Genomic DNA, 23442 nt, shown 5'->3' on the forward strand with positions numbered 1-23442 from the left:
CACTATTCCAGAATGACGACGGCCTCCACCTCGAAGAGCATGGGGTCAATTGCAAGCTTGGGAACGGGAATCAGGGTCTGCGCCGGCAGCGCTTCACCGAACATTTTTTTGACGTTCCTGGTCAACACCTCGAGCTTGGACATATCGTGATCGACCACGAAGACGGTGAGCTTGGCGACCTGATCCGGCCTCGCACCGAGCGCATCGAGGGCGGTGCGCAAATTTGTGTAGGCCTGCTCAACCTGGACAGCGAAGTCGGGCGACAAGGCTCCCGTGCTGTCTTGCCCGCCCTGTCCGGAGATGTAGGCCACCCGGGCTCCGCGCGGCGTGATCACCGCCGTGCTGTAGCCATTTGGCGACGGGTCGTAGAGGTTTTGTGGATTGACTGTGGTCAGCTTGAGATCCTTCTCATTGGCTGTCGTGGCAGTGGGAACTCCCATGGTCATGATGATTAGCCCTTCGATAAGCAGATGCTTGATTGCGCGTGACATGATTTTCTCTTGGCTATGCGAGCAACGTACCCTCGCGGCCGGCATTATTGAACTTTAACCGTGTCGCCCATACGATGACTCGTGCGACGTACGAGTCATCGTATGGTACGCCGTACGAGTCAATCGTTCAGATCGACATTCGTTCGCGTTTGCCGGTCAAAATCGACGTTCTGAACAGCGAGGAAGACGGATGGCTGGCAAACGCAGCGGCCGGAGCAAACGAGGGATAAATGGGCGGCTCCAGCCCTTGCAGGAGCCGCGCAGTGAACCGCCGCTCTCTCGGGAACGTATCGTGGCGACCGCGGTGGAACTGCTTGACGCCCAGGGAGTCGACGGATTGACGATGCGTCGGCTGGCCGATCGCCTCGGCTCGGGCGTGATGAGCCTATATTGGCACGTCGACAACAAAGAGGATGTCTTTGATCTGGCGCTCGACTCGGTCCTCGAATATCGCGGACCGCCGCAAATAGCTCAAGACTGGCGCGGGGAAGTCGTTCATATGCTTGAAGACTGGCGCGCCAGCATGCTGCGCCACCCTTGGTCGGCATCGCTGTTGCCGCGCCGGGCGCTCGGCCCGAACATCCTCGGTCGCTTGGAACTGCTGAGCAAGACCTTGTCCAGGGCCGGTGTTGCGGACGCAGATGTGAACGTTGCGATATGGTCGCTCTGGAACTATGTGATGGGCGCCACCATCACCCGGGCGAGCTTCGACCTCTCGGACGACGACAGGGCCGCTGCGCAGCAGCGCCTTACGCGTCTCAGCGAACGTTATCCGACAATCGAACGCTCTCGTCTGCTGTTGGACAATGATTGGGACGGCGCTTTCAGGAATGGCCTCGGCTTCCTGCTCGATGGCCTCTCTCCAAAATGAGGCTGAACGGTAGCTTTGGCTGAAAGCGACTGTCGCAAAATCGCTGATTAAAATCACAGTTTTGCAGCTGATTTTTGCAAGGTCGCAGAATACGCGGCAACGTCCAGGGTTCCGCAATGGGTGTGAGCCGAAATGCAACCTCTGCACTGCCGAAGCCACTTGACGAAAGGCCGGTGGCGCGCAAAGCTGCTAAGATATCAGACCAATTTTGGGCGTAGGTACCCATGCGTATGCGCGGCGAACTGCCCGGGGCACCTGCCACGCGTGTGGCAATCGCCACGCTCCCGCCATTGGACCGCGGCAAACAAGTCATGGAAGCGCTGGCAGACTATGTCGAGCGCGCTGCGCTGAAGAGCGGTGACCGGCTTCCGACCGAACGCGAATTGATGGCCGCGCTTTCAGTGGGGCGTTCGACGATTCGTGAGGCGATGGGGCGTTTCGAAGCGCTCGGCGTCACCGAGACCCGCAAAGGCAGTGGCACCTATCTGCTCAAGCCGATATCCGCCGGCACGATCCATTTGCCGCTGTCGCTCAATACGGCTGAGCTGCGCGACGGTCTCTTGCACACCCTCGAGGTGCGCCGCGGCATCGAGGCCGAGGCAAGCATGGTTGCGGCGCGGCGGCGGACAGTCGACGATCTGCGGACGATCGAGGAAAAACTCATCGAGATGGAGCGCGTCCATCTCGCCACCGGCACGTCGGGGCCGGAAGACCTGGCCTTTCACCTGGCGGTCTACGATGCCACGCACAATCCGCTTTTCCGGCAGCTCCTGGGGCAGATGCGCGAAGCGTTCGAGCGCTTCTGGGACCATCCTTTCGACCGGCAGGATTTCGCGCGGCGATCGTTCCCGTATCACCGTGAGCTGTTCGATGCCATCGTCGCCGGGGACGCGGAGCTGGCGCGCGGAAAAACGCTGAAGATCCTCGAGATCGTGGAAGAGGATATCGAGGAAATGTCGAAATGAATGGCCCGGATTTTTTCGACCAGGCCTCGCTGATCGCCGCCCATGACGAGGGCAACGCCTTCGATGCCGTCGTCCCGCCGATCGTGCAGACCTCGCTCTTCACCTTCTCGAATTATGACGAGATGCTCGAAACATACCGCGGCGAAAAAGTGCGGCCGACCTACACGCGCGGGCTGAACCCGACCGTGCGCATGTTTGAGGAAATGCTGGCGAAGCTGGAGGGCGCCGAGGACGCGATCGGTTTTGCAAGCGGCATGTCCGCCATCTCATCGGCAGTGCTGAGCTTCGTCGAACCGGGCGACCGCATTGTCGCGGTCAGGCATATCTACCCGGACGCGTTCAGACTGTTCGGGACGTTGCTCGCGCGCATGCGCATCGAGGTGACCTATGTCGAGGGGCGCGACGAGGCGGCTGTGGCGAGCGCCCTGCCTGGCGCCAAGCTGTTCTATATGGAAAGCCCGACCAGCTGGGTCATGGAAACCCATGACATCGGCGCGCTCGCTGGGCTGGCAAAGTCCCGCGGCATCCCGACCATCATCGATAACAGCTGGGCCAGCCCGGTCTTTCAGCGGCCACTGTCGCTCGGCGTCGACGTTGTGGTCCACTCCGCATCCAAGTACCTGGGCGGCCACAGCGACGTGGTGGCCGGCGTGGTCGCGGGCTCGAAGGAATTGATCGGCCGCATCCGCGGCGAAGCCTATCCATATCTCGGCGGTAAGCTGTCGCCATTCGATGCCTGGCTCTTGATTCGCGGCTTGCGCACGCTGCCGATCCGGATGCGCGCGCATCAGGCCTCCGGCCTCGAAATTGCACGGCGCCTGCGGGATCATCCAATCGTCGAGAAGGTCTGCCATCCAGGGTTGGCCAACCTGCTTCCTGCGGGGCTCACCGGCACGTCGGGCCTGTTCTCATTTGTCTTCCGCGACGGCATCGACATCCGCACCTTTGCCGATCGCCTCAAGCTGTTCAAGCTGGGCGTGTCGTGGGGCGGCCACGAAAGCCTCATCGTGCCCGGCGAGGTCGTGCTGCAGCAGAAGGCCCAACCCAACTCCGCGATGGCGTTCGGCGTCCATCCGCGGTCCGTGCGTCTCCATGTCGGCCTCGAGGGAACCGAGGCGCTGTGGAGTGACCTGGAAACGGCGATCGACGCCGCTTCCGAAGAAAAGACCTGAAGCAACCAGACAAGAAGGGAACGGAAAATGAAGAAGCTTCTTATCGCCGCATTCGCCACCGTACTGATGTCGGGTGCTGCGCTCGCCGACACGACGCTGAAGCTCGTGGAGGTGATCACCAGCCCCGAGCGCACCGAAACCCTGAAGTCGATCGTCGCCAAGTTCGAGGCGGCCAACCCGGGCACGAAGGTCGAGGTGATCTCGCTGCCTTGGGGCGAGGCGTTCCAGAAATTCGCGACCATGGTGTCCGCCGGCGAAATCCCCGACGTCATGGAGATGCCGGACACCTGGCTGTCGCTCTATGCCAACAACGGCCTTCTTGAGAGCCTCGAACCCTATCTTGCCAAATGGGAGCACACCTCAGGCCTCACCGATCGCGCACTCGAACTCGGCCGCGACGTGAACAACACCGCCTATATGCTGCCCTACGGCTTCTATCTGCGGGCGATGTTCTACAACAAGAAGCTGTTCAAGGAGGCTGGTGTCACCGAGCCGCCCAAGACAATGGACGAGTTCGTGGCGGCATCAGAGAAAGTATCCAAGCTTCCAGGCAAATATGGCTACTGCCTGCGCGGCGGGCCGGGTGGCCTCAACGGCTGGATCATGTTCGGCGCAACCATGGCCGGCTCCAACGAGTTCTTCAATGAGGACGGCACCTCGACCATGAACAGCGAGGGCTGGGTCAAGGGACTGACCTGGGTCGTCGATCTGTACAAGAAGGGATTGGCGCCGAAGGACAGCGTCAACTGGGGTTTTAACGAAATCGTCGCCGGATTCTACACCGGCACCTGCGCAATGCTTGATCAGGATCCAGACGCGCTGATCGCAATAGCCGAGCGGATGAAGCCGGAAGACTACGGCGTCACGACCATGCCGAAGGGGCCGAGCGGCAAGACGTTCCCGACCATCGGCTATGCCGGTTGGTCGATGATGGCGGCCAGCCAGAACAAGGACCTCTCCTGGAAGCTGATCGAAACGCTCGAAGGGCCCGAGGGCAATGTCGAATGGAACAAACGCACCGGAGCGCTGCCGGTCCACAAGTCGGCCGAAAAGGACCCCTTCTACGCAAGCGAGCAGTTCAAGGGCTGGTTCGCTGAACTCGAGGACAAGGATGCGGTGCCAACGGTCATGCCGACCTATCTCGAGGAGTTCGCCTTCTTCAAGGACTCGATGGTCATCAAGACCAGTCAACAGGCACTGCTTGGCGATATCACGCCAGAGGAAATGGCCAACCAGTGGGCCGACTATCTGACCAAGGCGCAGCAGAAATACCTGGCCAAGAAATAAACGGCGGACGCCAGGCATCGGAGCCGCCCATCGCGGGCGGCTCCGATGGCTCTCGTCCAAGGTCGGTTGGAAGGATGGTCGATTGGACGGATGGCCAATTGGAGCGAATGCGTTAGCTGATGGTTTTTGACGCCACCGCCGGGTTCCCCGAATCGCGCCGCCGGTCGCTGGTCGACCGGATCACGCGCCACGCCGAGCCATATCTTTACACCGCCCCGGCGCTGATTCTGATCGTCACCATCATGCTGGCGCCGCTAGTGCTAGGCCTGTCCTACGCCTTCCGCGACGTGCACTTGCTCAATCCCTTCTCCGGCGGGTATGTCGGGCTTGATCATTTTCGCACCCTTTATGACGACGACAATTTCTATCGAGCGCTGCGCAACACGCTGTGGTGGACCGGCGCGTCCGTCTTGCTGCAATTCGTGTTCGGCCTGATCCTGGCGCTGTTGCTCGACCGGCCGTTCGCCGGCCGCGCCATAGCGCAGGCGCTGGTGTTCCTGCCCTGGGCGGTACCGACTTTCCTCACCGGGCTCAACTGGGCGTGGCTGTTCAACCCCGTCATCGGACCGCTGCCGCATTGGCTTTATGCGCTCGGCCTCATGAATGAACCGGCCAACATCCTTTCCAATCCGCAGCTTGCCATGTGGGGACCGATCATCGCCAACGTCTGGTGGGGCATTCCCTTCTTCGCCATCACGCTGCTGGCCGCGCTCCAGGCCATCCCGCGCGACCTCTACGAGGCGGCGGCGATCGACGGCGCCGGGGCATTCAGGCGGTTCACGTCGATCACCTTGCCGTTCCTTGCGCCGACCATTGCGATCACCGTGCTGTTGCGCACCGTCTGGATCTCGAACTTCGCCGACCTGATCATCGTCATGACCAGCGGCGGGCCTGCCGACCGCACCCAGATCGTCGCGAGCTACATCTTCACGCAAGCCTTCAGGGCCCTGGATTTCGGCTATGCCTCGGCCATTGCGCTGGTGCTGCTCGTCCTGTTGCTCGCCTATTCGATGCTGATCGTCATGCTGCGGCAAGTCCTGATGGATCGGGCCTGATCGGGATGACCAGATGAACAGCTATTCGACCTTCGGCACCGCGCTGCACCGCCTGGCGATCCTCTGCTACGTCCTCTTTGCACTGTTCCCGCTGTTCTGGCTGTTGAAAGTATCGGTCACGCCGAACGACCTGCTCTATTCCGAGGGCGTGCGCATGTGGCCGTCACGGATGAGCTTTGAACATTTCCGCTTCGTGCTGGCCCACAGCGCATTCCCGGTCTTCTTCAGGAACAGCATGATCGTTGCCGGCGCGACGGCCGTGATCGTGACGCTGCTTGCGTCTCTCTCCGGCTATGCGCTGTCGCGCTTCACCTTCCGCGGCAAATACTGGCTGGTCGCGCTGATGCTGCTCACCCAGATGTTTCCATTGGTGATGCTGGTCGCGCCGATCTTCAAGATGCTCTCGCCACTCGGGCTGACCAACAGCCTGACCGGGCTGGTGGTCGTCTACACCGCCTTCAACATCCCCTTCGCGACGTTCCTGATGCAGTCGTTTTTCGACGGCATTCCCAAGGAGTTGGAGGAGGCGGCCAAGATCGATGGCGCCACGCAGTTCATGGCGTTTCGCCAGATCGTCCTGCCGCTGACGCTGCCCGGCATTGCGGCGACGCTGGGTTTTGTATTCACCGCCGCATGGAGCGAACTGCTGTTCGCGCTGATGCTGATTTCGGGCAACAGCGCCGCCACGTTTCCGGTCGGTCTGCTCACCTTCGTGTCGAAGTTTTCGGTCGATTTCGGGCAGATGATGGCGGCCGGCGTGCTGGCGCTGGTCCCGGCCTGCCTCTTCTTCCTGTTCATCCAGCGCTATCTGGTCCAGGGCCTGACGGCCGGCGCGGTCAAGGGCTGAGTGAGGTTCAATGGCATCGATCGACATCCGCAACGTCCGCAAGAATTTCGGCGTCGTCTCCGTGCTGCATGGCGTCGACCTGTCGATAGAGAACGGCGAGTTCGTGGTGCTGGTGGGACCGTCGGGCTGCGGCAAGAGCACGCTGCTGCGCATGATCGCCGGGCTCGAGGAGGTGACCGAAGGTGAGATCCGGATCGACGGCATGCGCGTCAATGAGCGGGCGCCCAAGGACCGCGACATCGCCATGGTGTTCCAGTCCTACGCGCTCTATCCGCACATGAATGTCGCCGAGAACATGAGCTACGGCCTGCGCATCCGGAAGGCTGCCCGCGAGAAGATCACGGCCGCCGTCAGCAATGCAGCCAGGAAGCTCGAACTGCAGCCGCTGCTCGCGCGGCGGCCGAAGGCACTGTCGGGCGGTCAGCGCCAGCGCGTGGCGATGGGCCGCGCGATCGTGCGACAGCCCAAGGCATTCCTGTTCGACGAGCCGCTGTCCAATCTCGATGCGCGCTTGCGTGAGCAGATGCGGGCAGAGATCAAGAAGCTGCACCGCGATCTCGGCGCGACCTCGATCTATGTCACTCACGACCAGATCGAGGCGATGACACTGGCCGACCGGATCGTCGCCATGCATGAGGGCGTGGTGCAGCAGGTCGGTAGTCCGCTGGAGCTTTACGACCGCCCTGCCAACCTGTTCGTCGCCGGCTTCATCGGATCGCCGGCGATGAATTTTCTGTCGGCGCGCTATGAGGTCGGCGCAGGCACGGCCGGCGCACGATTGCCTGACGGAACGCTGATTGGGCTTTCGTCAGCCTATCAACTCGAGGAGGGCGCGGCGGTGACGCTCGGCATCCGGCCGGAGCATGTCGAGATGTCGCCGGCATCGGAGAGCAGCCTGAGGGCGACGGTCGACTTGATCGAGCCGACCGGCTTCGGCATCATCCTGCATCTCGGCCTGCATGGCCTGCCATTCAACGTCTTCACGCTGGACAGGGCGGCGCTGACGGCTGGCCCGACGGTGACGGTGGCTTTCCCGCCGCAACATCTGCATTTGTTCGACGAGACTGGAATGCGCGCATTGGAATCGAGCCTCCAGAAGGGGAAGGGCTGATCCTCCTTATCGGGCGCTCAGATCATTCGGATTCTGTTCCCACCTTTGGGTCCGATGCTATTGTCTATCTTGGCACCGCCGAATTCGATACGACATTTGATCTCGGCCTCGACATGGCTCCTGGGACGAGATGGAACGCGCCCGCGCGGCGCTAATGCTAATATCCGGCAAGGTAGTCGAGCGCATGCGCTTTCTGTTTCTTCTGATCCTGCTCGCCGGCATCAGCATCGGCGTCGTCTATCCCTGGGCGATGACCAATTTCTCCGGCCGTGAGATCGGCACCTGGCGGGTTTACGAACAGGGCCGGTTCATGCCGGTGACGGTGCCGCTGGCCGCTCGCGACGCGCCGGTGCGGGTGCTGGTCGACCTCACCGCGAGAACCGAACGCATCGTCGTCTCGCAACAGCGCACCGTGCTGACGCTGACCGCCGCCACCGGCGGCAGGACCGTGCTCGCCTCGGCGCTGCAATTCAACCATTCGGAAAATCCGCGCCAGGTCAGCCCGCAACTGCCGGACAAGATCTTTCGCGACGAAGCCGGCCTGATCGCGAAGGTCAGCCCCGGCCCGTACCTCTTCACCATCGGCCCGGGCGACGCCGAAGGCATCGAGATGCGGGCGGTGGACCTCGTGCTGCGTTCCGGCGTCGGCGAGATCGATCGCCGGGCGCGGCCGGTCGGCTTCTCGCTGATAGCGGCCGGCCTGATCGGGCTGCTGTTGGCGTTGTGTTTCGGCGGCCGCCGGCCGCAAAATCCGAACTCGCAGCCGCCACCGCCACGCTGGGGCAGGGGCTCGAACTAGATCGTGAATTACCGCCACGCCTATCACGCCGGAAACTTCGCCGATGTCGTCAAGCATGCCGTGCTGAGCCGGCTCGTCGAATATCTGAAGCAGAAGGACAAGGCCTTTCGCGTCATCGACACCCATGCCGGCATCGGCCGCTACGACCTATCGTCGACTGAAGCGCAAAAGACCGGCGAATGGCAAGGCGGCATCGGCCGACTGGTCGATGCCGCGCTTGACGCGCCGGCGGCAGCACTGCTGGCGCCTTATCTGGAAGCCGTTCGTTCGCTCAATCCTGAAGGCGGCGTGAAAAAGTATCCGGGCTCGCCGCTGATCGCGCGTCATCTCATGCGCAAGCAGGATCGGCTGTCGGCGGTCGAATTGCATCGCCAGGACGCCGCGAAGCTGAGGGCGCTATTCGCTGGCGATTTCCAGACCCGGGTGATCGAGCTCGACGGCTGGCTGGCACTCGGCGCGCATCTGCCTCCGAAGGAAAAGCGCGGCCTTGTACTCGTCGATCCGCCCTTCGAGGAGGAGGGCGAGTTCGACCGCCTCGTCGACGGGCTGCGCAAAGCCCACAAGCGCTGGCCCGGCGGCGTCTATGCGTTGTGGTATCCGGTCAAGGACCGCAAGGCGGTCGCCGCCTTCCGCAAGGCGCTGGCGCAGTCAGGTGTCCCGAAGCTGCTCGACATCGGCTTCGAGATCAGGCCGCCAACGGCCGAGCCCAGCCTTGACGGCAGCGGCATGGTGGTGGTCAACCCGCCGTTCACGCTGGAAGGCGAATTGCGCACGCTGCTGCCGGCTTTGCACAATTTGCTTGTGGTTGAAAAACCGGCGCACTGGACGCTGGAATGGCTGGCGGCGTAGGCGGCAGAGCTATCCGCGCGCCTGTCCTGGTTGAAGGCGATTTCGAACTAGGAAACCATTGTCGCTACAACCGCTTGACCGCGCGCAAGCGAATCCGCACAGTGCGCGCAGTCGACCATAAGAGGCTGCCATGACTCGCTTCGCCCAATCCGCCCTTGCCGCACTGATAGCGCTTTGCACGCCGCTCGGCACGTCCCTCGCTGTCATCCAGCCAGCAAAGGCGGCCGACCTTGCCGTCGTCTATACCGAAGAAGACAGCGGCGTTTGCGGTGAGGCCTGGGTGCTGAACAAGATCACCAACCGCTTCTCCTACCAGGTGCACCACGTGCCGAATCTGCCCGACGTCGAGATTGTCGATTTCCAGGGCATCCACCAGCATCGCTATCTGCCAGCCAACGAAACCTGGCCGATCGGCCGCCGCTATTGCGGCGCCACCGTCAGCCTGTCCGACGGCCACGCCCGCACCATCTGGTATCTGATCGAGGAAGGGCAGGGCTTTGCCTCGATCGGCGACAATGTCGAATTCTGCGTCGCGGGCTTCGACCGCTGGATGGTCTACAACGGCCGCTGCCGCGTCCTGCGCTGATTGCGTTTGCTGGGCTGCTCCGCCTCATCGAGGATGGCGCGAAGGAAGGCGGCGTGACCGCGAAAGGCGCGTCGTCCGACTGACGTCGCCTTGACCCGCGTCTGCGGTCGACGTCCGACAAACAGCTTTTCGACATCGACATAGCCCGCCGTGGCAAGCGTATCGATATGCGCGCCGAGATTGCCGTCGGTCGCATTGACGATGAGCTTCAATCGGGTGAATTCCAGCGCTTCGCGCCGTTCCAGAGAATTCAGCGCCGCCATGATCCTGAGCCGCACGCTCTGGTGGATGATTTCGTCGGCAGCCATTATCGGGCCTGCTGTGGTGTCCGGCGTTCAGTCTCACTGATCTGGGTCAGCGCCGCCCGATATTGCGCGAATGACATGCGCTCTTCCAGATGATTCAGAATACTCTGCCAAATAGAGTAATCTGTCAACCGCGGACAAATCATGGCAGCGGAATTGCCGCGCTTTGCTTTTGCAGCTTGTGTAGATCGCCTGCTAGAACAAGAAGATGAGATCGATGAAGCAGCCGTCATGGTGGTGTCGGTCGACGATCAACGAACAAAAAAGGCTTGCTAAGCTTCAGCGCCTTGAAGTGGGATTGGTTCCGGCAATGCGCGCAGAATGTCTGTCGCAAACGGTCGGCAAAGCTCGAAGAGCAGCGCCGGCATTTTGCGAAATCAGCACGAGCGTAGTGTCGCGTGTAACCGAAACTTAAACTTCGAAAATCATGCTGATGCTTCGCTGGCTAGACAAGCGCGAGTCAGATATGCATTACGCGCCGGGTCATTAACGGCCGTCGGCACAACTAAGGGGCATGATATGGCTAAACAGTCATCCAAAGCGCCGGCATCCAAGTCACCGGCAAAGCAGGCACCGGCAAAGAAAGCACCAGTAAAGGCAGTGGCGGCAAAGGCCGCAGCCGCTGTGAAGAAAGCAGCACCTGCTGCCAAGCCGAAGGCCGCCGCGGCCAAGGCAAAAGCAGCGCCCGCCAAGAAGCCGGCTGCGAAGGCTGCGGCAAAACCGGCAGTGAAGAAAGCAGCACCGGCCAAGGCTGCGCCCGCCAAGGCAAAAGCAGCGCCGGCCAAGAAACCGGCTGCAAAGGCCGCGGCCAAGCCGGCAGCGAAGAAAGCTGCGCCTGCCAAGACTGCGCCTGCCAAGACTGCACCGGCCAAGAAGGCTGCGCCGGCAAAGAAAGCGGCTGCAGCGAAGTCTTCGGTAGCGGTGAAGAAAGCAGCGCCTGCGGCCAAACCAAAGGCGAAGGCCGCGACCGCGAAGGCCAAGAAGTAATCGCGCTTCTTCGCTCGCGGAGGACAGTGCTGAGGACGGTTGAGGGCGGGTGCCGGATAGGCGCCTCGCTCGCAGGGTCAGTGCTCGGGCAGCAACAGAGGCGGAGGGAAGACAGCTTTTCGCAGCTCCCAGGACTTCGCCATATGGCGAAGTCCGGTGGGGCATTTCTCTGTGCCCGGAGAGAAATTCTTGGTGCAAGACGAGTTGGCTCGGTTTCGAACCCGTCTGACCTGTTCAGATGCTCTCAGGCTGGAACTGTATCGCTCATCTGCCTGCGGATCATGGAAGAGGACGGTCGTTCGCCGTGGCGCCCGGTTTTTCCGCCTGTGGGCTGTTGATCATGTCGGGATGTCCGGCCAACAGTGTCGCGGAAATGGATCACACGCAAAATTCAAAGTGCTACAGCGTCCTTTGCGCGTCCATGCTCTGTACTCGGCAAACAGGAACCCGATCATGCCCAGACTGCTCTACGCGTCCACGTCACCCTATAGTTCCAAAGTGCGCATGGCCGCGCTTTATGCCGGCATCGCCGTCGAGCTCGTGCCGATAAAAACCGAAGACAAACCGGCTGATCTGATCGACGCCAATCCACTCGGCAAGATCCCGGTGCTGGTGCTCGACGACGGCCGCTCGATCCACGATAGCCGCGCCATTACCCAGCATCTCAACCGCATGTCGAAGAACGCGCTGTTTCCGCGCAATCCCGACAAGCGCCTCGAGGCGGAAGTGCTTGAGGCACTGGCGGACGGCATCTGCGACTGCGCGCTGTCGATGGTCTATGAGCGGCGCACGCGCCCCGAAGACATGGTCTACCAACCGTGGCTCGACCGCCAGTGGGCGAAGATCACCAGCGCGCTCGACCTGCTCAACGCCAATCCGCCAAAGCTGCCAAAGAAGATCACCGCCGGCCAGCTGGCGCTGCGCGCCTGCCTTGGCTATCTCTCACTGCGCTTTGCCGGAAAATGGGAAAAGGGCCGCAGCAGGCTGGTCCGCTGGGCGGCGCGATTTGACGAGAAGTTTCCCGATCTGAAACCCTGCGTCCCAGGTTGAGCGGCAGCCAGAGAAGGGGTCATAAAAAAAGCCGGGCACGAGGCCCGGCTTTTTCGTGTCGTGGCTTGGACGATTTTAGAACTTCATACCGACGCCGAAGGTGACGCGGTTGTCGGTCGACTTGACCTTGCCGATACCGTCAAAGTCCTTGTCGCCGAAGTCGGTGTAGCGATACTCGACACGGCCGAACACATTGTCGGTGATCTTGATGTCGGTACCGACGCCGGCCGTCCAGCCGAGCATGGTGTTTTCGTCGCTGGCGCCGGCCGCTTCGATCTCCTGGTTCTTGAGCGCGCCACCGGCGGTGCCGTAGAGCAGGATTTCCGGGGTGACGGCGTAGCCGAGCCGGGCGCGCAGCGAGCCTTCGAAGCCGCCCTTGGCCTCGACGCCGCCATCGTCGCCCTCGATGCCGCTATAGCCGATATCGGCTTCAGCACCGTAGACGAAGTTCTCTTGCTGCCACTGATAGCCGCCGAAGACGCCGCCGACAAAACCATCGGTGTCGACGTCAGTGCCGATATCCTCGGCATCGGCGTGACCGCTGAAGCCGTAGCCGACGCTCACACCGGCATAGGGACCGGCCCAGGAAGCGACCGGAAGTTCGGCGATCGGGGCGGGGGCCGGCGGCTCTTCCGCGATGACGTCAGCAGCATAGGCGGTTCCGCCGAGGGCGAAGAGCCCGAACGCCACCGCCAGCGGTCGCGCAAATTTAAGATTGGCTTGCATTGTTCTTTACTCCTTAAGCCACAGGCACAGGCTTGCTTTTCACAAGCGCCCTCAACCCGCCGGGGGGAAAAACGGGTCTGGCGCTCAACGGTTCCGAATGTCGTGTCAAAATACGGCTGAAGCGAACCTGAACTTGGGTCATTACCTGGCACGAATAAGGCTGAACTTTGACGTTGCATCTGCGCAACAGATGGTGTCAGGAGGCTTGGCCGTGCCGCGCTGAACGACGCTTGGAGCAAGGGGTCCGTAGTCCTATATTGCGGCTGGCAGGCCGAGTCCCGGCCACAGTCGAAAGACCGATCCGGCCGCTTTGCCACAATGCTGCCCAAGGTCCGAACGGCATTTAACGCTTCGCCGGCCATATTTTGCCGGCTGGCTCAAAATCGAGCCCCATTGAGGATTGACAGGATGAGCAAGGCCGCTGGAACGGCGCTGGTGACGGGCGGGGGCCAGCGGATCGGCAAGGCGATCGTCGAGGATCTCGCCGCGAACGGTTTTGCCGTCGCCATCCATTGCAACCGCTCGCGGGCCGAGGCGGAAGCATTGGCCGCGCGGATCAACGGCGGTCATTTTGGCCAGGGTGGCCGGGCTGCTGTGGTCGCCGCTGACCTGACCGACATTGCCGCGGTCGAGGACCTCGTTGGCCGCGCCGAAGCCGCGCTCGGGCCTGTTACACTGCTGGTCAACAATGCGTCGCTGTTCGTGGACGATACGGTTCAGGACGTCGACTGGCTTGCCTGGGACCGTCACTTCGCCATACACGTGAAGGCGCCGGCATTTTTGGCGCAACAATTCGCCCGCGCGCTGCCGGAAGGCGAGGAAGGGCTGATCGTCAATATGATCGACCAGCGCGTCTGGCGCCCGACGCCCCGCTATTTCTCCTATGCGCTGTCGAAATCGACATTGTGGACGCAGACGCAGATGATGGCGCAGGCGCTAGCACCCCGCATTCGCGTCAATGCCATCGGTCCCGGCCCGACGCTGAAGAGCGCGCGTCAGCAAGACAGCGACTTTGCCGCGCAGGTCGACGGCCTGATCCTGAAGCGCGGCCCGGAATTGCCTGAATTCGGCGCCACCATCCGCTATCTCTGGGGCGCAAGCTCGGTCACCGGCCAGATGATCGCGCTCGACGGCGGCCAGCACCTTGCGTGGCAGACTCCCGATGTGACAGGCATTGTCGAATGAGTCCCATGGACCAGAAACCCAAACGTGTCGGCGCTGCCTTAGACCTGCCGCCCGATGTCGACCTCGAGGACGAGGTGGCGGAGGAGATCGTCGAACCGTCAACGCCCGGTCCCGGTGGCCCTGACGTCGCCTTCACCGCCATCGATTGGACGCCGCATGCCGGCGATGCCGACGGCATGGTCGGCGCCGAAGTCATCCAGACGCTGGTCAAACGGCTGCCCAACGCGCCCGGCGTCTACCGCATGATGAATGCCGCAGGCGACGTGCTCTATGTCGGCAAGGCGCGCAGCCTGAAGAAGCGGGTGACCAATTACGCACAAGGCCGCTTCCACACCAGCCGCATCGGCCGCATGGTGCGCGAGACGGCGACGATGGAGTTCGTCGTCACCCGCACCGAGATCGAAGCGCTGCTGCTGGAAGCAAATCTTATCAAGCGCTTGCGGCCGCGTTTCAATGTGCTGATGCGGGACGACAAGTCGTTTCCCTACATCCTTTTGACCGGCGATCATGTCTCGCCCGGCATCTACAAGCATCGCGGCGCGCGCTCGCGCAAGGGCGACTATTTCGGCCCCTTCGCCTCGGCCGGCGCCGTCGGCCGCACCATCAACTCGCTGCAGCGCGCCTTCCTGCTCAGGAGTTGCACCAACTCCTTCTACGAGAACCGCACCCGGCCGTGCCTGCTGTTCCAGATCAAGCGATGCGCCGGCCCGTGCACCGGCGAAATCTCGCATAGTGACTATGCCAGGCTGGTCGCCGAGGCGAAGGACTTCCTGTCCGGCCGCAGCCAGAAGGTGAAGACCGACATCTCCGCCGCCATGCAGCAGGCCGCGGAGGATCTCGATTTCGAGCGCGCCGCAATCTATCGCGACCGGCTGGCGGCGTTGTCGCATGTGCAGAGCCATCAGGGCATCAACCCGCAGACCGTCGACGAGGCCGATGTCTTCGCCATCCATCAGGAAGGCGGCCAGGTCTGCATCCAGGTCTTCTTCTTCCGCACCGGCCAGAACTGGGGCAACCGTGCCTATTTCCCCAAGGCCGATCCGGCGATGGAGGCGGCCGAGGTGCTGGGCTCGTTCCTGGCGCAATTCTATGACGACAAGCCGACGCCGCGCGCCATCCTGTTGTCGCATGGCGTCGAGGACCAGGAATTGCTGGCTGAGGCGCTCTCCACCCGCGCGGGTCGCAAGGTGGCGATCTCGGTGCCCCAGCGCGGCGAGAAGAAGGATTTGACCGACAACGCCCTGCAGAATGCCCGTGAGGCGCTCGGCCGCCGGCTGGCCGAGACCTCGACGCAAGGGCGGTTGCTCACCGGTTTCGCCGAGACTTTCGGCCTGAAGAAACCGCCGGTGCGCATCGAGGTCTACGACAACTCCCACATCATGGGCACCAACGCCGTCGGCGCCATGGTGGTCGCCGGGCCGGAAGGCTTCGTGAAGAACCAGTACCGGAAATTCAACATCCGCTCGACCGAGATCACGCCGGGAGACGATTTCGGCATGATGCGCGAGGTGATGGAGCGGCGTTTCTCCCGCCTGCTGAAGGAACATGGCGATGTGCCGCGGAGCGAACTGGCGGCCGACGACATCCTGGCCGAACAGGGCGACGATATCGAGGATGCAGGCGGCTTCCCGGCCTGGCCAGACGTCATCCTCATCGATGGCGGCCAGGGCCAGATGACGGCGGTGCGACAAATCCTCGCCGACCTCGGCATCGAGGACCGTGTCCAGGCCATCGGCATCGCCAAGGGCCAGGACCGTGACGCCGGCCGCGAACGCTTCTTCGTCAGGGGCATGCCACCGTTTTCACTCCCCGTACGCGACCCCGTGCTCTATTTCGTTCAGCGGCTGCGCGACGAGGTCCACCGTTTCGCCATCGGCTCCCACCGCGCCCGCCGCAAGAAGGAGATGGTCAAGAGCCCGCTTGACGAGATCAGCGGCATCGGTCCCGGTCGCAAGCGCGCGTTGCTCATGCATTTCGGCACCGCCAAGGCGGTCAGCCGCGCCGCGATCGAGGATCTGGTCAAGGTCGATGGCATTTCCGAGCAGGTCGCCAAGCTGGTCTACAACCATTTTCACGAGAGCTGATGATTCGGCTATTTTCGGCTGGTCCATCGACTATCATCTGTTGACCCCCCACATTCGCTTCTGATTTGAGTAGGCAGGTAGAAAGAGTTCCAAAGAAATGGCCCAGCGCGCATTCAACCTGCCCAACATGCTCACTTACGTCCGCATCCTCGCGGTGCCGCTGGTTGTGCTGTGTTTTTTTCTCGAAGGCCATTTGAAGTCGAGCGACTTCGCCCGCTGGTCGGCGCTGGTCATTTTCCTGCTCGCCTCGATCACCGATTATTTCGACGGCTATCTGGCGCGCGCCTGGCAGCAGACCTCGAATATCGGCAAGATGCTCGATCCGATCGCCGACAAGTTGCTGGTCGCCACGTGCCTGCTGCTGCTGGCGGCCGATACCGATAGGCATGCCGGCATCGCCGGCTGGTCGCTGTGGGCGGCGATTATCATCCTGTGCCGCGAAATCCTCGTCTCGGGCCTGCGCGAATATCTGGCGGCGCTGAAGGTCTCGGTACCGGTGACGCAGCTGGCGAAGTGGAAGACCACCATCCAGATGATCGCCATCGCCTTCCTGCTCGCGGGACCTGCCGGCGACAAGATCTTCCCGCTGACTACGCAGATCGGGCTGGTGCTGTTGTGGATCGCCGCGCTGGTGACGCTCTACACCGGCTACGACTATTTCCGCGCCGGCCTCAAGCACATCATGGACGAGTAGCATGTCGACGAGGCTCATTTATTTCGCCTGGGTGCGCGAGCGGATCGGCAAGCCGCAAGAGGACGTCGAATTGCCCGCCGGCATCGAGACGGTAGCCGACCTGCTGCGCTGGCTGAAATCGCGCGGCGAGGAGTACGAGCACGCGCTGCAATATCCTGACGTGATCCGCGTCGCCATCAACCAGGAACATGTCGAGCACCGCGAGAAGATATCAGGCGCGCGCGAGATCGCGCTGTTCCCGCCGATGACGGGTGGCTGAAATGCCCGGCGCGGTGGTGCCGACGGTGCGCATCCAGGCGGAGGATTTCGATGTCGCCGCCGAGATCGCCAAGATGACGCAAGGCCGCGCCGACATCGGCGCCGTGGTTACTTTCTCGGGTCTCTGCCGCGACGAGGGAGGCAGGCTCGCGGCACTCGAGCTCGAACATTATCCCGGCATGGCCGAGGCCGAGATCGGCCGCATCGCCACCGAGGCGGTTCACCGCTGGCCGCTGCAGGGGCTCACCGCCATCCATCGCCACGGCAGGATCGCGCCCGGTGAGAACATCGTGCTGGTGGTCGCTGCCTCCGCGCACCGGCAGGCGGCGTTCGAGGCGGCGAACTTCCTGATGGATTATCTCAAATCGCGCGCGCCGTTCTGGAAGAAGGAACACCACACCGACGGCTCGGAAGGCGGCTGGGTCGACGCCAAGGAGGCCGACGACGAGGCCGCCAGCCGCTGGAAGCAGGCCATGCCGAAACGAAATTGATGCTTCGCGTCACCGCCGGAGGGCGAGATTCACATCAACCCCGATCAGCCCTCGGCCTACCATCAGCCCTTGTCAGTGCCGATCCAGTGATCGAGCGCAATCCGGCCGGGTCCCCACGCCACGATGCCGAGCGCCATCGCCGCCCAGGTGATGTGCAGCGGCCAGCCGTCCGGCACGGTGAGTTGTATTACCAGCGTCATCACGAGCAGGCCGAATGCCGCCAGTCGTGTCGCCAGGCCGAGAACGAGAAGAATTGGCAGCAGGATTTCCGCCGACCCTGAGACGAATGCCACCAGCCCAGGTGCTGGAAAATCGTAAGGGCCACCGGGCAGATGCAGCTTGAGCTCCGAGCTGAAAAGCAGCACGGCGACCTCGTTCAACTGCAAAAAACCGTCCCATTTGTTAATGCCGGACCGCCAGAACGGGACGGCGAGCGCGCAGCGCAGGACGAGTTGCGTCAGCGACGGTGTGGCACTCGTGCGCAGCGCTGCATTCACCCTCTCGACGAGGGTGGCAGCCCCTCGCGGCTCGGCGCTGGCGTTTCGCCCATGGTTCATCATGCTCACCCTCCCTGGTGTGCCGCTGTGAAGGCGCCTGCTTGCAGCAGGCCGGCAATGTTGGCGGCAAGGTCGAATTCGGCACGTTCCGCAAATGCTGCCGCGGCCGCCGCTCCGAGCGGCTCGCCCGCCATCAGACGATCCAGAAAAGCTGCGCCGCCGGGCGGCAGGTGGCGAACAAAGACTTCGAGCCCGGGCCGCGTGACCAGCGCATCTTCAGGGCCGTCCGCCTCGATCCGCCCGACAGGACGGTTGCTCCGGTTTGCCGCAAAGATCGTCACGACCGGATAGCGCGAGCGAATGGCGCGCGTTGCCGGGTGCGGCACGAACACGCTATCGGCCAGCCGTTCGGGCGGGATCGAGGCCAGTGCTACGCAAGCCAGCGGTTCCGCATCGGCGGCATGATAGGCGTCGAGCCAGGCCCGCTCCAGGCGCGCCACGTCAGCCAGCCATGGCATCGGCCGCGCGTATTCGTAACGTTCGATGAAATCGGGAAAGTCGCGGCCGTATTCGAATAGAAGCGGCGAGGTGGGTGGCGTTTCGCGGACATGGAAGCGCGCCATCGCCCGAAAGAAGTCCGGGCCGCTGATGCGCAGCGTCGCTGGAAAGCTGGCGGCCAGCGCATAGATCAGGCTGACCGTGACGTTGTTGCGGTAGACGGCGTATCGTTTAACCGCTGCCTTGCCGTTCGGCCCCGAGACAGCGTCGGGCGGGACACGGTCAGGATCGAGCAAACCGGCGGTGAATGCCGCGGCATAGTCGAACCGGTGGCCAAGATCGCCCGACTGGAGTTCATCCTGCGGCATGGGCTTTTCCGAACACTTGGTGGCTGTCGGCGTGATGGTCGAGAATCGCTTGGGCGGCGGCGGCCTCCGCCTTGAGCACCGGCCAGTCGGGAATGTTGCTGTCCCACTCGATCAGCGTCGGCAGCGGTCCGCATCGGCCGATGACGATATCGAAGAGCTTCCAGACCGCGTCGGCGACCGGCCCATCATGGCTGTCGATGAGCAGCAGGTCGCCCTCGTCATCCTCCTGCTCGGCGTGCCCGGCCAGATGGATTTCGCCGACATGATCGAGCGGGAAATCCGCGAGGTAGGAAAGGGCTGAATAGCCGTGATTGGTGGCCGAAACGAAGACATTGTTGACGTCGAGCAGCAGGCCGCAACCGGTGTGCTGCACCAGCGCGCCGATGAAATCCGTCTCACTCATCGTCGATTCCGCGAAAAGGACGTAGGTCGAGGGGTTCTCGAGCAGGATCGGGCGGCCGATCGTCTCCTGCATTTCATCGATGTGATCCGCGACGCGCGAAACCGTTGCCGGCGTATAGGGCAGGGGAAGCAGGTCGTTGTAATAGGTGGTGTCGTGGGTCGACCAGGCGAGATGCTCGGAAACGAGCGCCGGCTCATAGCGGTCGACGAGCGCCTTGAAACGGCCGAGATGCACTTTGTCGAGCGGCCGCGGTCCGCCGATCGACAGGCACACCCCGTGCAGGGAAACGGGATAGTCGCGGCGAATCCTGGCCAGCGCATCGTGCGGCGGACCGCCGGCGCCCATGTAGTTTTCGGCGTGGACCTCGAAGAAGCCGTCCTTTGGGCCGTCGCCAAGGATCGCGTGCAGATGCTCGTGCTTGAAACTGGTGCCGGCAAGGCCGGCGATCGGGTGCGCCGGAAAGCGCGAGGTTTTCGATATGCGGGATGCCGGGGCCAGTCCGTTCATCTTCATCTCCGCTTTCCGGGCAGCTTGCATTGCTTAGGACGGGATGTCGCGGGTCAGCGCCGTGGGCGAGCCCTTGCGGTCGCCGGGCAGGTCCATCGTCGTACAGGTGCCGCCGTCGACGAACTTCCAGGCGTTGCCCTGGTAATCGACAGTCGAGGTGCCTTGGCAGGTGGTGCCAGGTCCTGCCGCGCAGTCGTTCTGCCCCTTCAGGGCGACGCCAAAGCACTTCTCCTTGCCGGCATCCATCGCCGCCTTGGCCTCTGCCTCGGACAGCGGCGCGGCCGTCGCAAAAGAAGCAAGAGCCGTGGCAACGGCGCCGGCCAGGAAGGCCGCGCTCACGGTTGATCTTGTTGACATGATTTCACCTCCGATTGGGTTGTTGCGCGCGCCATTCCTCAAGCGCGCATTGGTCAGTTCGGTCCGGAGGTTCCCTGCGTTACATCTTTTGGGAACACGACTTCGTGATCGCCAGGGGACTTGGCGTGAGCAATATTTCGCCTGTCACGCCAAGGAGGCCACCACAGGGCAACGAGCCGCCGGAAGACACCGCCGTGTGAACAGCCCGTGTGGGGCGCCACGGAACCACCGCAATCCTGCGAGACCTTCCGACCAGTTTGGCGCATTATGGGGAGCAGGATCATGCTGGGCAGGATCGCCGAGTTCTTCATCTTCGGTGTCGTGCCGCTGGTCGTTGGTATACTGGTGGTGCCTGAGTTGTCCGTCGCCGCCGAGAAGACCCTGAAGGGCGAGGTGATGTATCGTGAGCGCATCGCTCTGCCGCCCAACGCCGTGCTTTCCGTGCCGCTTGCCGATGTCTCGCTGGCCGAAGCGACGGCCGCTGTCATCGGCGAGCGCAAGGTGGCGCCGGCCGGCCAGGTGCCGATCAAGTTCGAGATCAGCTTTGATCCCCAAGTGATCCGGCCCCATATGACCTATGCGCTGCAGGCGCGCATCACCGTCGACGACAGGCTGTTGTTCATCTCCGATATGCGCCACCAGGTCGATCCACTGAGCGACGCGCCGCAGACCATCATGCTGAAGATGGTGACGTCGAGCGAGCAGCCGGCGTCGGCCCCGGTGGTCGGGCAGATCTGGCTGATCGAGTATATCGACGGCATCGGTGTGATCGCCGAACCGCAGGCGACGTTCAGGATCGACGAGGCCGGCAAGGCCGGCGGCAGCAGGCCTTGCAACGTCTACTTCGCCACCGCCAAAGTCGATGGTTCGACGATTGCCATCAGTGACATCGGTTCGACCTTCAAGGCCTGCGCGCCCGAGACTATGGCCGAGGAAAAGGCGCTGTTCGAGGCGCTGGCCAAGGCGGCATCGTATCACGTCGACGCCGGCAAGCTCATCATCGTCGACAAAGACGACCGCGTCATCCTGCGCTTCAACGCCGCGAGCTGATAACCGGTTTCGGTTTTTGAGCATCATGCGCAGTTGGCGGGTGTCGGCGCCCGGCGTCCGGTGCCGGATCGCCGCAACGAAAAAGGCCGGCATTGCGCCGGCCTTTTGCATAAGACGTGGTGACTTATCGGCTCAGCCGACGATCTCGGTGTCCGAGAACCAGTATTGGATCTCCTGCGCGGCGGTCTCCGGCGCGTCGGAGCCGTGCACGGAATTCTCGCCGATCGACAGCGCGTGCAGCTTGCGGATGGTGCCTTCGGCGGCGTTGGCCGGATTGGTGGCGCCCATCACGTCGCGGTTTTTGGCAATGGCGTTCTCACCTTCCAGCACCTGCACGACCGTTGGGCCCGACGACATCGACTCGACCAGTTCGCCGAAGAACGGACGATCCTTGTGCACGGCATAAAAACCTTCCGCCTCGCGGCGGCTCATCCACACCCGGCGCGAGGCGACGACGCGCAGGCCGGCTTCTTCGAGTATCTGGGTAATGGCGCCGACGAGATTGCGCCGGGTCGCGTCCGGCTTGATCATGGAAAAGGTGCGTTCGAGCGCCATGGGGTCGTCCTTGTGATGGAGGGTGGAATTTACGGTGGCGGGCTCTATACAAGCCGCCCGCCGGCTTGCCAAGGGGCTGGCGCTAATGCATGTCGCGCAAAAATGCGCAGCGATTTTGCGATAACGACATGCATAAAAACAAGAACTTAAGCGCGTCTCCGACGTGCTTTAGCCGCGGCATAGCGTGTCGCCGTCAGCCAAAACCAATGTTGTCATAACTTCATCTCGATCGTCAGATTGGCCGTGTCGCCAGCCCGAAGGCCTTCGCGGACCCGCACCGCCGTCTTGATCGGCAACAGCAGGCTGCCGGATTTCTTGTCGGGAAACAGCGATGTTCGCCATCTGGTCTGGCCGATGACGGCTTCCACGCCAAGCGAGCCCCAGGGCCGTGCCATCCCCGCCATTGCCGACTTGATCCGTGCCCCAAGCTCCGGCGGCAGCGTCACGAAATGCCAGCCGCCCTTGCCTGGATAGACCCAGATCTCGGCCTGCACGTCGTAGCGAAACATTTTGCCCTTCCTCAGATCAAGGCCGTCACGGCTGGCTTTGCCATGGTGTCTTGTCGGCAACGCCGGCGATCGGCGAAATCATCCTGATATCCATTCTTCCCTGCACATGAGGATGGCAGCGTTGCCGTTGCCCTACCGCCTTATCACCATCGAAGCGCGCCGGACTTCCCAGCCTTCCCGTTCCAGTTCCGGCACGCTGTGGTTCTCGCAGGGGTAGCCGACGCAGAAGTAACCGATCAGCGTCCACTCCGGCGGCGCGTCCAGGATCGTCGCCATTTCGGCCGGGTCGAGGATCGAGACCCAGCCCATGCCTATTCCTTCGGCGCGCGCCGCCAGCCAAAAAGTATGGATCGCCATCACCGCCGAATATTCGATGGTCGCCGGCATGGTCAGGCGGCCGAGCCCATGTCCCTGTTGCGTCCCGCGGTCGGCGAAGACCGCGAATTGACAAGGCGCCTCGTTCAGGCCGGCAAGCTTCAGGCGCGCATAGAGCGCAGCGCGTTCGCCGCCGAACGATGCGAGCGCCTCCGCATTGCAGCGCTCGAAGCATGCCCTCACGGCGCCGCGGCACGCCGCACCCTCGACCACGACGAAACGCCAGGGCTGGCTCAGCCCGACCGAGGGCGCAATGCTGGCGAGGTCAAGCAGCCGTTCCAGCGCGCCTTCGGGGAGCGGCGTCGGCCTGAATCGCCTGACGTCCCGCCGCCACAGGAAGAGGTTGACCAGATCGGCGCGAAAATCGTCCGGGAATTCCGGGTCTGAGGTCATGGTGTTCGTACTGTCTTTGCTAGGGGGTAGGGCAGTAAGGAAGTAGGGCAGTAGGGCAGTAGGGCAGTAGGGGAGTAGGAATGCGCGCCGCCGCTACTTCCTTAGTCCCTACTGCCC

At 62.7% G+C, this 23442-nt stretch carries 29 protein-coding genes; 19 read left to right on the plus strand and 10 right to left on the minus strand.

Annotated features, from left to right (window positions below):
- Positions 1 to 2 precede the first annotated feature (2 nt).
- Positions 3 to 491 carry a RidA family protein gene (locus AC0L3O_RS26205; RefSeq protein WP_128169245.1) on the minus strand — a complete coding sequence of 163 codons (489 nt, stop codon included), beginning with the start codon at positions 489 to 491 and terminating at the stop codon, positions 3 to 5.
- A gap of 190 nt (positions 492 to 681) precedes the next feature.
- Between AC0L3O_RS26205 and AC0L3O_RS26210 the strand changes: the two genes are divergently transcribed.
- The 10 genes from AC0L3O_RS26210 to AC0L3O_RS26255 all read left to right on the plus strand — a co-directional run bounded on the left by AC0L3O_RS26210 (position 682) and on the right by AC0L3O_RS26255 (position 10033).
- Complete coding sequence (locus AC0L3O_RS26210) at positions 682 to 1362, plus strand: TetR/AcrR family transcriptional regulator (protein ID WP_128169244.1); 681 nt, start codon at positions 682 to 684, stop codon at positions 1360 to 1362.
- 230 nt (positions 1363 to 1592) lie between these two features.
- Positions 1593 to 2327, plus strand: a complete 735-nt coding sequence (locus AC0L3O_RS26215) for a FadR/GntR family transcriptional regulator (RefSeq protein WP_091590567.1) — start codon at positions 1593 to 1595, stop codon at positions 2325 to 2327.
- Positions 2324 to 3499 carry a PLP-dependent transferase gene (locus tag AC0L3O_RS26220; RefSeq protein ID WP_128169243.1) on the plus strand — a complete coding sequence of 392 codons (1176 nt, stop codon included), beginning with the start codon at positions 2324 to 2326 and terminating at the stop codon, positions 3497 to 3499. The genes AC0L3O_RS26215 and AC0L3O_RS26220 overlap by 4 nt, the downstream gene beginning before the upstream one ends.
- A gap of 27 nt (positions 3500 to 3526) precedes the next feature.
- Positions 3527 to 4786: an ABC transporter substrate-binding protein gene (locus AC0L3O_RS26225; RefSeq protein ID WP_023800684.1), complete on the plus strand. Its 1260-nt coding sequence runs from the start codon at positions 3527 to 3529 to the stop codon at positions 4784 to 4786.
- 119 nt (positions 4787 to 4905) lie between these two features.
- A complete protein-coding gene (locus AC0L3O_RS26230) occupies positions 4906 to 5841 on the plus strand; it encodes a carbohydrate ABC transporter permease (protein ID WP_027152651.1) in 936 nt (311 codons plus the stop codon).
- A 13-nt stretch (positions 5842 to 5854) separates the two neighbouring features.
- A complete protein-coding gene (locus AC0L3O_RS26235) occupies positions 5855 to 6688 on the plus strand; it encodes a carbohydrate ABC transporter permease (protein ID WP_023800682.1) in 834 nt (277 codons plus the stop codon).
- 10 nt (positions 6689 to 6698) lie between these two features.
- The gene (locus AC0L3O_RS26240; protein ID WP_128169242.1) at positions 6699 to 7799 is read left to right on the plus strand and encodes an ABC transporter ATP-binding protein; all 1101 of its coding nucleotides are present in this window, start codon (positions 6699 to 6701) and stop codon (positions 7797 to 7799) included.
- A gap of 184 nt (positions 7800 to 7983) precedes the next feature.
- On the plus strand, positions 7984 to 8598 hold the full coding sequence (locus tag AC0L3O_RS26245; RefSeq protein ID WP_023800680.1) for a hypothetical protein: 615 nt from the start codon (positions 7984 to 7986) through the stop codon (positions 8596 to 8598).
- Between the two features lie 3 nt (positions 8599 to 8601).
- Positions 8602 to 9447 carry a 23S rRNA (adenine(2030)-N(6))-methyltransferase RlmJ gene (locus tag AC0L3O_RS26250; protein WP_128169241.1) on the plus strand — a complete coding sequence of 282 codons (846 nt, stop codon included), beginning with the start codon at positions 8602 to 8604 and terminating at the stop codon, positions 9445 to 9447.
- Positions 9448 to 9577: 130 nt separating this feature from the next.
- Complete coding sequence (locus tag AC0L3O_RS26255; protein ID WP_023800678.1) at positions 9578 to 10033, plus strand: hypothetical protein; 456 nt, start codon at positions 9578 to 9580, stop codon at positions 10031 to 10033.
- On the opposite strand, the gene AC0L3O_RS26260 is transcribed toward AC0L3O_RS26255, so the two are convergent.
- The gene (locus AC0L3O_RS26260; RefSeq protein ID WP_128169240.1) at positions 10003 to 10341 is read right to left on the minus strand and encodes a transcriptional regulator; all 339 of its coding nucleotides are present in this window, start codon (positions 10339 to 10341) and stop codon (positions 10003 to 10005) included. The two genes, AC0L3O_RS26255 and AC0L3O_RS26260, sit on opposite strands and share 31 nt — an antisense overlap.
- 141 nt (positions 10342 to 10482) lie before the next feature.
- On the opposite strand from AC0L3O_RS26260, the gene AC0L3O_RS26265 reads away from it, so the two are divergent.
- From AC0L3O_RS26265 to AC0L3O_RS26275, 3 genes are all read left to right on the plus strand, one after another.
- On the plus strand, positions 10483 to 10614 hold the full coding sequence (locus AC0L3O_RS26265) for a hypothetical protein (protein WP_268931698.1): 132 nt from the start codon (positions 10483 to 10485) through the stop codon (positions 10612 to 10614).
- Between the two features lie 45 nt (positions 10615 to 10659).
- Entirely contained in the window at positions 10660 to 11325 is a 666-nt protein-coding gene (locus AC0L3O_RS26270; protein WP_236386668.1) for a hypothetical protein, read from the plus strand.
- 453 nt (positions 11326 to 11778) lie between these two features.
- Positions 11779 to 12375 carry a glutathione S-transferase family protein gene (locus AC0L3O_RS26275; protein ID WP_128169239.1) on the plus strand — a complete coding sequence of 199 codons (597 nt, stop codon included), beginning with the start codon at positions 11779 to 11781 and terminating at the stop codon, positions 12373 to 12375.
- A 75-nt stretch (positions 12376 to 12450) separates the two neighbouring features.
- On the opposite strand, the gene AC0L3O_RS26280 is transcribed toward AC0L3O_RS26275, so the two are convergent.
- On the minus strand, positions 12451 to 13101 hold the full coding sequence (locus AC0L3O_RS26280) for an outer membrane protein (RefSeq protein ID WP_027152642.1): 651 nt from the start codon (positions 13099 to 13101) through the stop codon (positions 12451 to 12453).
- A gap of 408 nt (positions 13102 to 13509) precedes the next feature.
- Between AC0L3O_RS26280 and AC0L3O_RS26285 the strand changes: the two genes are divergently transcribed.
- The 5 genes from AC0L3O_RS26285 to AC0L3O_RS26305 all read left to right on the plus strand — a co-directional run bounded on the left by AC0L3O_RS26285 (position 13510) and on the right by AC0L3O_RS26305 (position 17813).
- Positions 13510 to 14286 (plus strand): SDR family oxidoreductase, encoded by a 777-nt coding sequence (locus tag AC0L3O_RS26285; protein ID WP_128169238.1) that lies wholly within the window; start codon positions 13510 to 13512, stop codon positions 14284 to 14286.
- Entirely contained in the window at positions 14283 to 16370 is a 2088-nt protein-coding gene (gene uvrC / locus AC0L3O_RS26290; RefSeq protein ID WP_128169237.1) for an excinuclease ABC subunit UvrC, read from the plus strand. Before AC0L3O_RS26285 ends, uvrC begins: the two co-directional genes overlap by 4 nt.
- Positions 16371 to 16467: 97 nt before the next feature.
- The gene (pgsA, locus tag AC0L3O_RS26295) at positions 16468 to 17064 is read left to right on the plus strand and encodes a CDP-diacylglycerol--glycerol-3-phosphate 3-phosphatidyltransferase (protein WP_128169236.1); all 597 of its coding nucleotides are present in this window, start codon (positions 16468 to 16470) and stop codon (positions 17062 to 17064) included.
- A gap of 1 nt (position 17065) precedes the next feature.
- On the plus strand, positions 17066 to 17323 hold the full coding sequence (gene moaD / locus AC0L3O_RS26300; RefSeq protein WP_023800670.1) for a molybdopterin converting factor subunit 1: 258 nt from the start codon (positions 17066 to 17068) through the stop codon (positions 17321 to 17323).
- 1 nt (position 17324) lies between these two features.
- On the plus strand, positions 17325 to 17813 hold the full coding sequence (locus tag AC0L3O_RS26305) for a molybdenum cofactor biosynthesis protein MoaE (RefSeq protein ID WP_128169235.1): 489 nt from the start codon (positions 17325 to 17327) through the stop codon (positions 17811 to 17813).
- A 62-nt stretch (positions 17814 to 17875) separates the two neighbouring features.
- Here AC0L3O_RS26305 and AC0L3O_RS26310 read toward each other — a convergent pair whose 3' ends face one another.
- Genes AC0L3O_RS26310 through AC0L3O_RS26325 form a run of 4 tightly spaced genes read right to left on the minus strand, consistent with a single transcriptional unit; the run spans position 17876 to position 20443 of the window.
- On the minus strand, positions 17876 to 18373 hold the full coding sequence (locus tag AC0L3O_RS26310) for a DoxX family protein (RefSeq protein WP_128169234.1): 498 nt from the start codon (positions 18371 to 18373) through the stop codon (positions 17876 to 17878).
- 2 nt (positions 18374 to 18375) lie between these two features.
- Positions 18376 to 19176 carry an HvfC/BufC N-terminal domain-containing protein gene (locus tag AC0L3O_RS26315; RefSeq protein WP_128169233.1) on the minus strand — a complete coding sequence of 267 codons (801 nt, stop codon included), beginning with the start codon at positions 19174 to 19176 and terminating at the stop codon, positions 18376 to 18378.
- Positions 19163 to 20092, minus strand: coding sequence for an MNIO family bufferin maturase (gene bufB / locus AC0L3O_RS26320; RefSeq protein WP_128169232.1), 930 nt, complete (start codon positions 20090 to 20092; stop codon positions 19163 to 19165). Before bufB ends, AC0L3O_RS26315 begins: the two co-directional genes overlap by 14 nt.
- Positions 20093 to 20119: 27 nt before the next feature.
- On the minus strand, positions 20120 to 20443 hold the full coding sequence (locus AC0L3O_RS26325; protein WP_027152634.1) for a BufA1 family periplasmic bufferin-type metallophore: 324 nt from the start codon (positions 20441 to 20443) through the stop codon (positions 20120 to 20122).
- A gap of 282 nt (positions 20444 to 20725) precedes the next feature.
- Here AC0L3O_RS26325 and AC0L3O_RS26330 point away from each other — a divergent pair, with 282 nt between their 5' ends.
- Positions 20726 to 21493, plus strand: coding sequence for a YbaY family lipoprotein (locus tag AC0L3O_RS26330; RefSeq protein ID WP_473616984.1), 768 nt, complete (start codon positions 20726 to 20728; stop codon positions 21491 to 21493).
- A gap of 132 nt (positions 21494 to 21625) precedes the next feature.
- On the opposite strand, the gene ndk is transcribed toward AC0L3O_RS26330, so the two are convergent.
- The 3 genes from ndk to bluB form a co-directional block, all read right to left on the minus strand.
- Positions 21626 to 22048 carry a nucleoside-diphosphate kinase gene (gene ndk / locus AC0L3O_RS26335; RefSeq protein WP_473616985.1) on the minus strand — a complete coding sequence of 141 codons (423 nt, stop codon included), beginning with the start codon at positions 22046 to 22048 and terminating at the stop codon, positions 21626 to 21628.
- A 212-nt stretch (positions 22049 to 22260) separates the two neighbouring features.
- On the minus strand, positions 22261 to 22557 hold the full coding sequence (locus AC0L3O_RS26340; protein ID WP_128169229.1) for a DUF1905 domain-containing protein: 297 nt from the start codon (positions 22555 to 22557) through the stop codon (positions 22261 to 22263).
- Positions 22558 to 22689: 132 nt separating this feature from the next.
- The gene (bluB, locus tag AC0L3O_RS26345) at positions 22690 to 23325 is read right to left on the minus strand and encodes a 5,6-dimethylbenzimidazole synthase (protein WP_287260731.1); all 636 of its coding nucleotides are present in this window, start codon (positions 23323 to 23325) and stop codon (positions 22690 to 22692) included.
- Positions 23326 to 23442 lie beyond the last annotated feature (117 nt).

The organism is Mesorhizobium sp. WSM4810 (assembly GCF_055811235.1).

Coding starts and splice junctions, on each gene's coding strand:
- AC0L3O_RS26275 (WP_128169239.1), top strand. CDS start 11,779: ATGCCCAGACTGCTCTACGCGTCCACGTCACCCTATAGTTCCAAAGTG.
- AC0L3O_RS26205 (WP_128169245.1), bottom strand. CDS start 491: ATGTCACGCGCAATCAAGCATCTGCTTATCGAAGGGCTAATCATCATG.
- AC0L3O_RS26315 (WP_128169233.1), bottom strand. CDS start 19,176: ATGCCGCAGGATGAACTCCAGTCGGGCGATCTTGGCCACCGGTTCGAC.
- AC0L3O_RS26340 (WP_128169229.1), bottom strand. CDS start 22,557: ATGTTTCGCTACGACGTGCAGGCCGAGATCTGGGTCTATCCAGGCAAG.
- AC0L3O_RS26285 (WP_128169238.1), top strand. CDS start 13,510: ATGAGCAAGGCCGCTGGAACGGCGCTGGTGACGGGCGGGGGCCAGCGG.
- AC0L3O_RS26270 (WP_236386668.1), top strand. CDS start 10,660: ATGTCTGTCGCAAACGGTCGGCAAAGCTCGAAGAGCAGCGCCGGCATT.
- AC0L3O_RS26260 (WP_128169240.1), bottom strand. CDS start 10,341: ATGGCTGCCGACGAAATCATCCACCAGAGCGTGCGGCTCAGGATCATG.
- pgsA (WP_128169236.1), top strand. CDS start 16,468: ATGGCCCAGCGCGCATTCAACCTGCCCAACATGCTCACTTACGTCCGC.
- AC0L3O_RS26265 (WP_268931698.1), top strand. CDS start 10,483: ATGGCAGCGGAATTGCCGCGCTTTGCTTTTGCAGCTTGTGTAGATCGC.
- AC0L3O_RS26235 (WP_023800682.1), top strand. CDS start 5,855: ATGAACAGCTATTCGACCTTCGGCACCGCGCTGCACCGCCTGGCGATC.
- AC0L3O_RS26325 (WP_027152634.1), bottom strand. CDS start 20,443: ATGTCAACAAGATCAACCGTGAGCGCGGCCTTCCTGGCCGGCGCCGTT.
- AC0L3O_RS26230 (WP_027152651.1), top strand. CDS start 4,906: ATGGTTTTTGACGCCACCGCCGGGTTCCCCGAATCGCGCCGCCGGTCG.
- AC0L3O_RS26225 (WP_023800684.1), top strand. CDS start 3,527: ATGAAGAAGCTTCTTATCGCCGCATTCGCCACCGTACTGATGTCGGGT.
- AC0L3O_RS26245 (WP_023800680.1), top strand. CDS start 7,984: ATGCGCTTTCTGTTTCTTCTGATCCTGCTCGCCGGCATCAGCATCGGC.
- bufB (WP_128169232.1), bottom strand. CDS start 20,092: ATGAAGATGAACGGACTGGCCCCGGCATCCCGCATATCGAAAACCTCG.
- AC0L3O_RS26305 (WP_128169235.1), top strand. CDS start 17,325: ATGCCCGGCGCGGTGGTGCCGACGGTGCGCATCCAGGCGGAGGATTTC.
- AC0L3O_RS26330 (WP_473616984.1), top strand. CDS start 20,726: ATGCTGGGCAGGATCGCCGAGTTCTTCATCTTCGGTGTCGTGCCGCTG.
- AC0L3O_RS26280 (WP_027152642.1), bottom strand. CDS start 13,101: ATGCAAGCCAATCTTAAATTTGCGCGACCGCTGGCGGTGGCGTTCGGG.
- uvrC (WP_128169237.1), top strand. CDS start 14,283: ATGAGTCCCATGGACCAGAAACCCAAACGTGTCGGCGCTGCCTTAGAC.
- AC0L3O_RS26240 (WP_128169242.1), top strand. CDS start 6,699: ATGGCATCGATCGACATCCGCAACGTCCGCAAGAATTTCGGCGTCGTC.
- ndk (WP_473616985.1), bottom strand. CDS start 22,048: ATGGCGCTCGAACGCACCTTTTCCATGATCAAGCCGGACGCGACCCGG.
- AC0L3O_RS26255 (WP_023800678.1), top strand. CDS start 9,578: ATGACTCGCTTCGCCCAATCCGCCCTTGCCGCACTGATAGCGCTTTGC.
- AC0L3O_RS26310 (WP_128169234.1), bottom strand. CDS start 18,373: ATGATGAACCATGGGCGAAACGCCAGCGCCGAGCCGCGAGGGGCTGCC.
- bluB (WP_287260731.1), bottom strand. CDS start 23,325: ATGACCTCAGACCCGGAATTCCCGGACGATTTTCGCGCCGATCTGGTC.
- AC0L3O_RS26220 (WP_128169243.1), top strand. CDS start 2,324: ATGAATGGCCCGGATTTTTTCGACCAGGCCTCGCTGATCGCCGCCCAT.
- AC0L3O_RS26210 (WP_128169244.1), top strand. CDS start 682: ATGGCTGGCAAACGCAGCGGCCGGAGCAAACGAGGGATAAATGGGCGG.
- AC0L3O_RS26215 (WP_091590567.1), top strand. CDS start 1,593: ATGCGCGGCGAACTGCCCGGGGCACCTGCCACGCGTGTGGCAATCGCC.
- moaD (WP_023800670.1), top strand. CDS start 17,066: ATGTCGACGAGGCTCATTTATTTCGCCTGGGTGCGCGAGCGGATCGGC.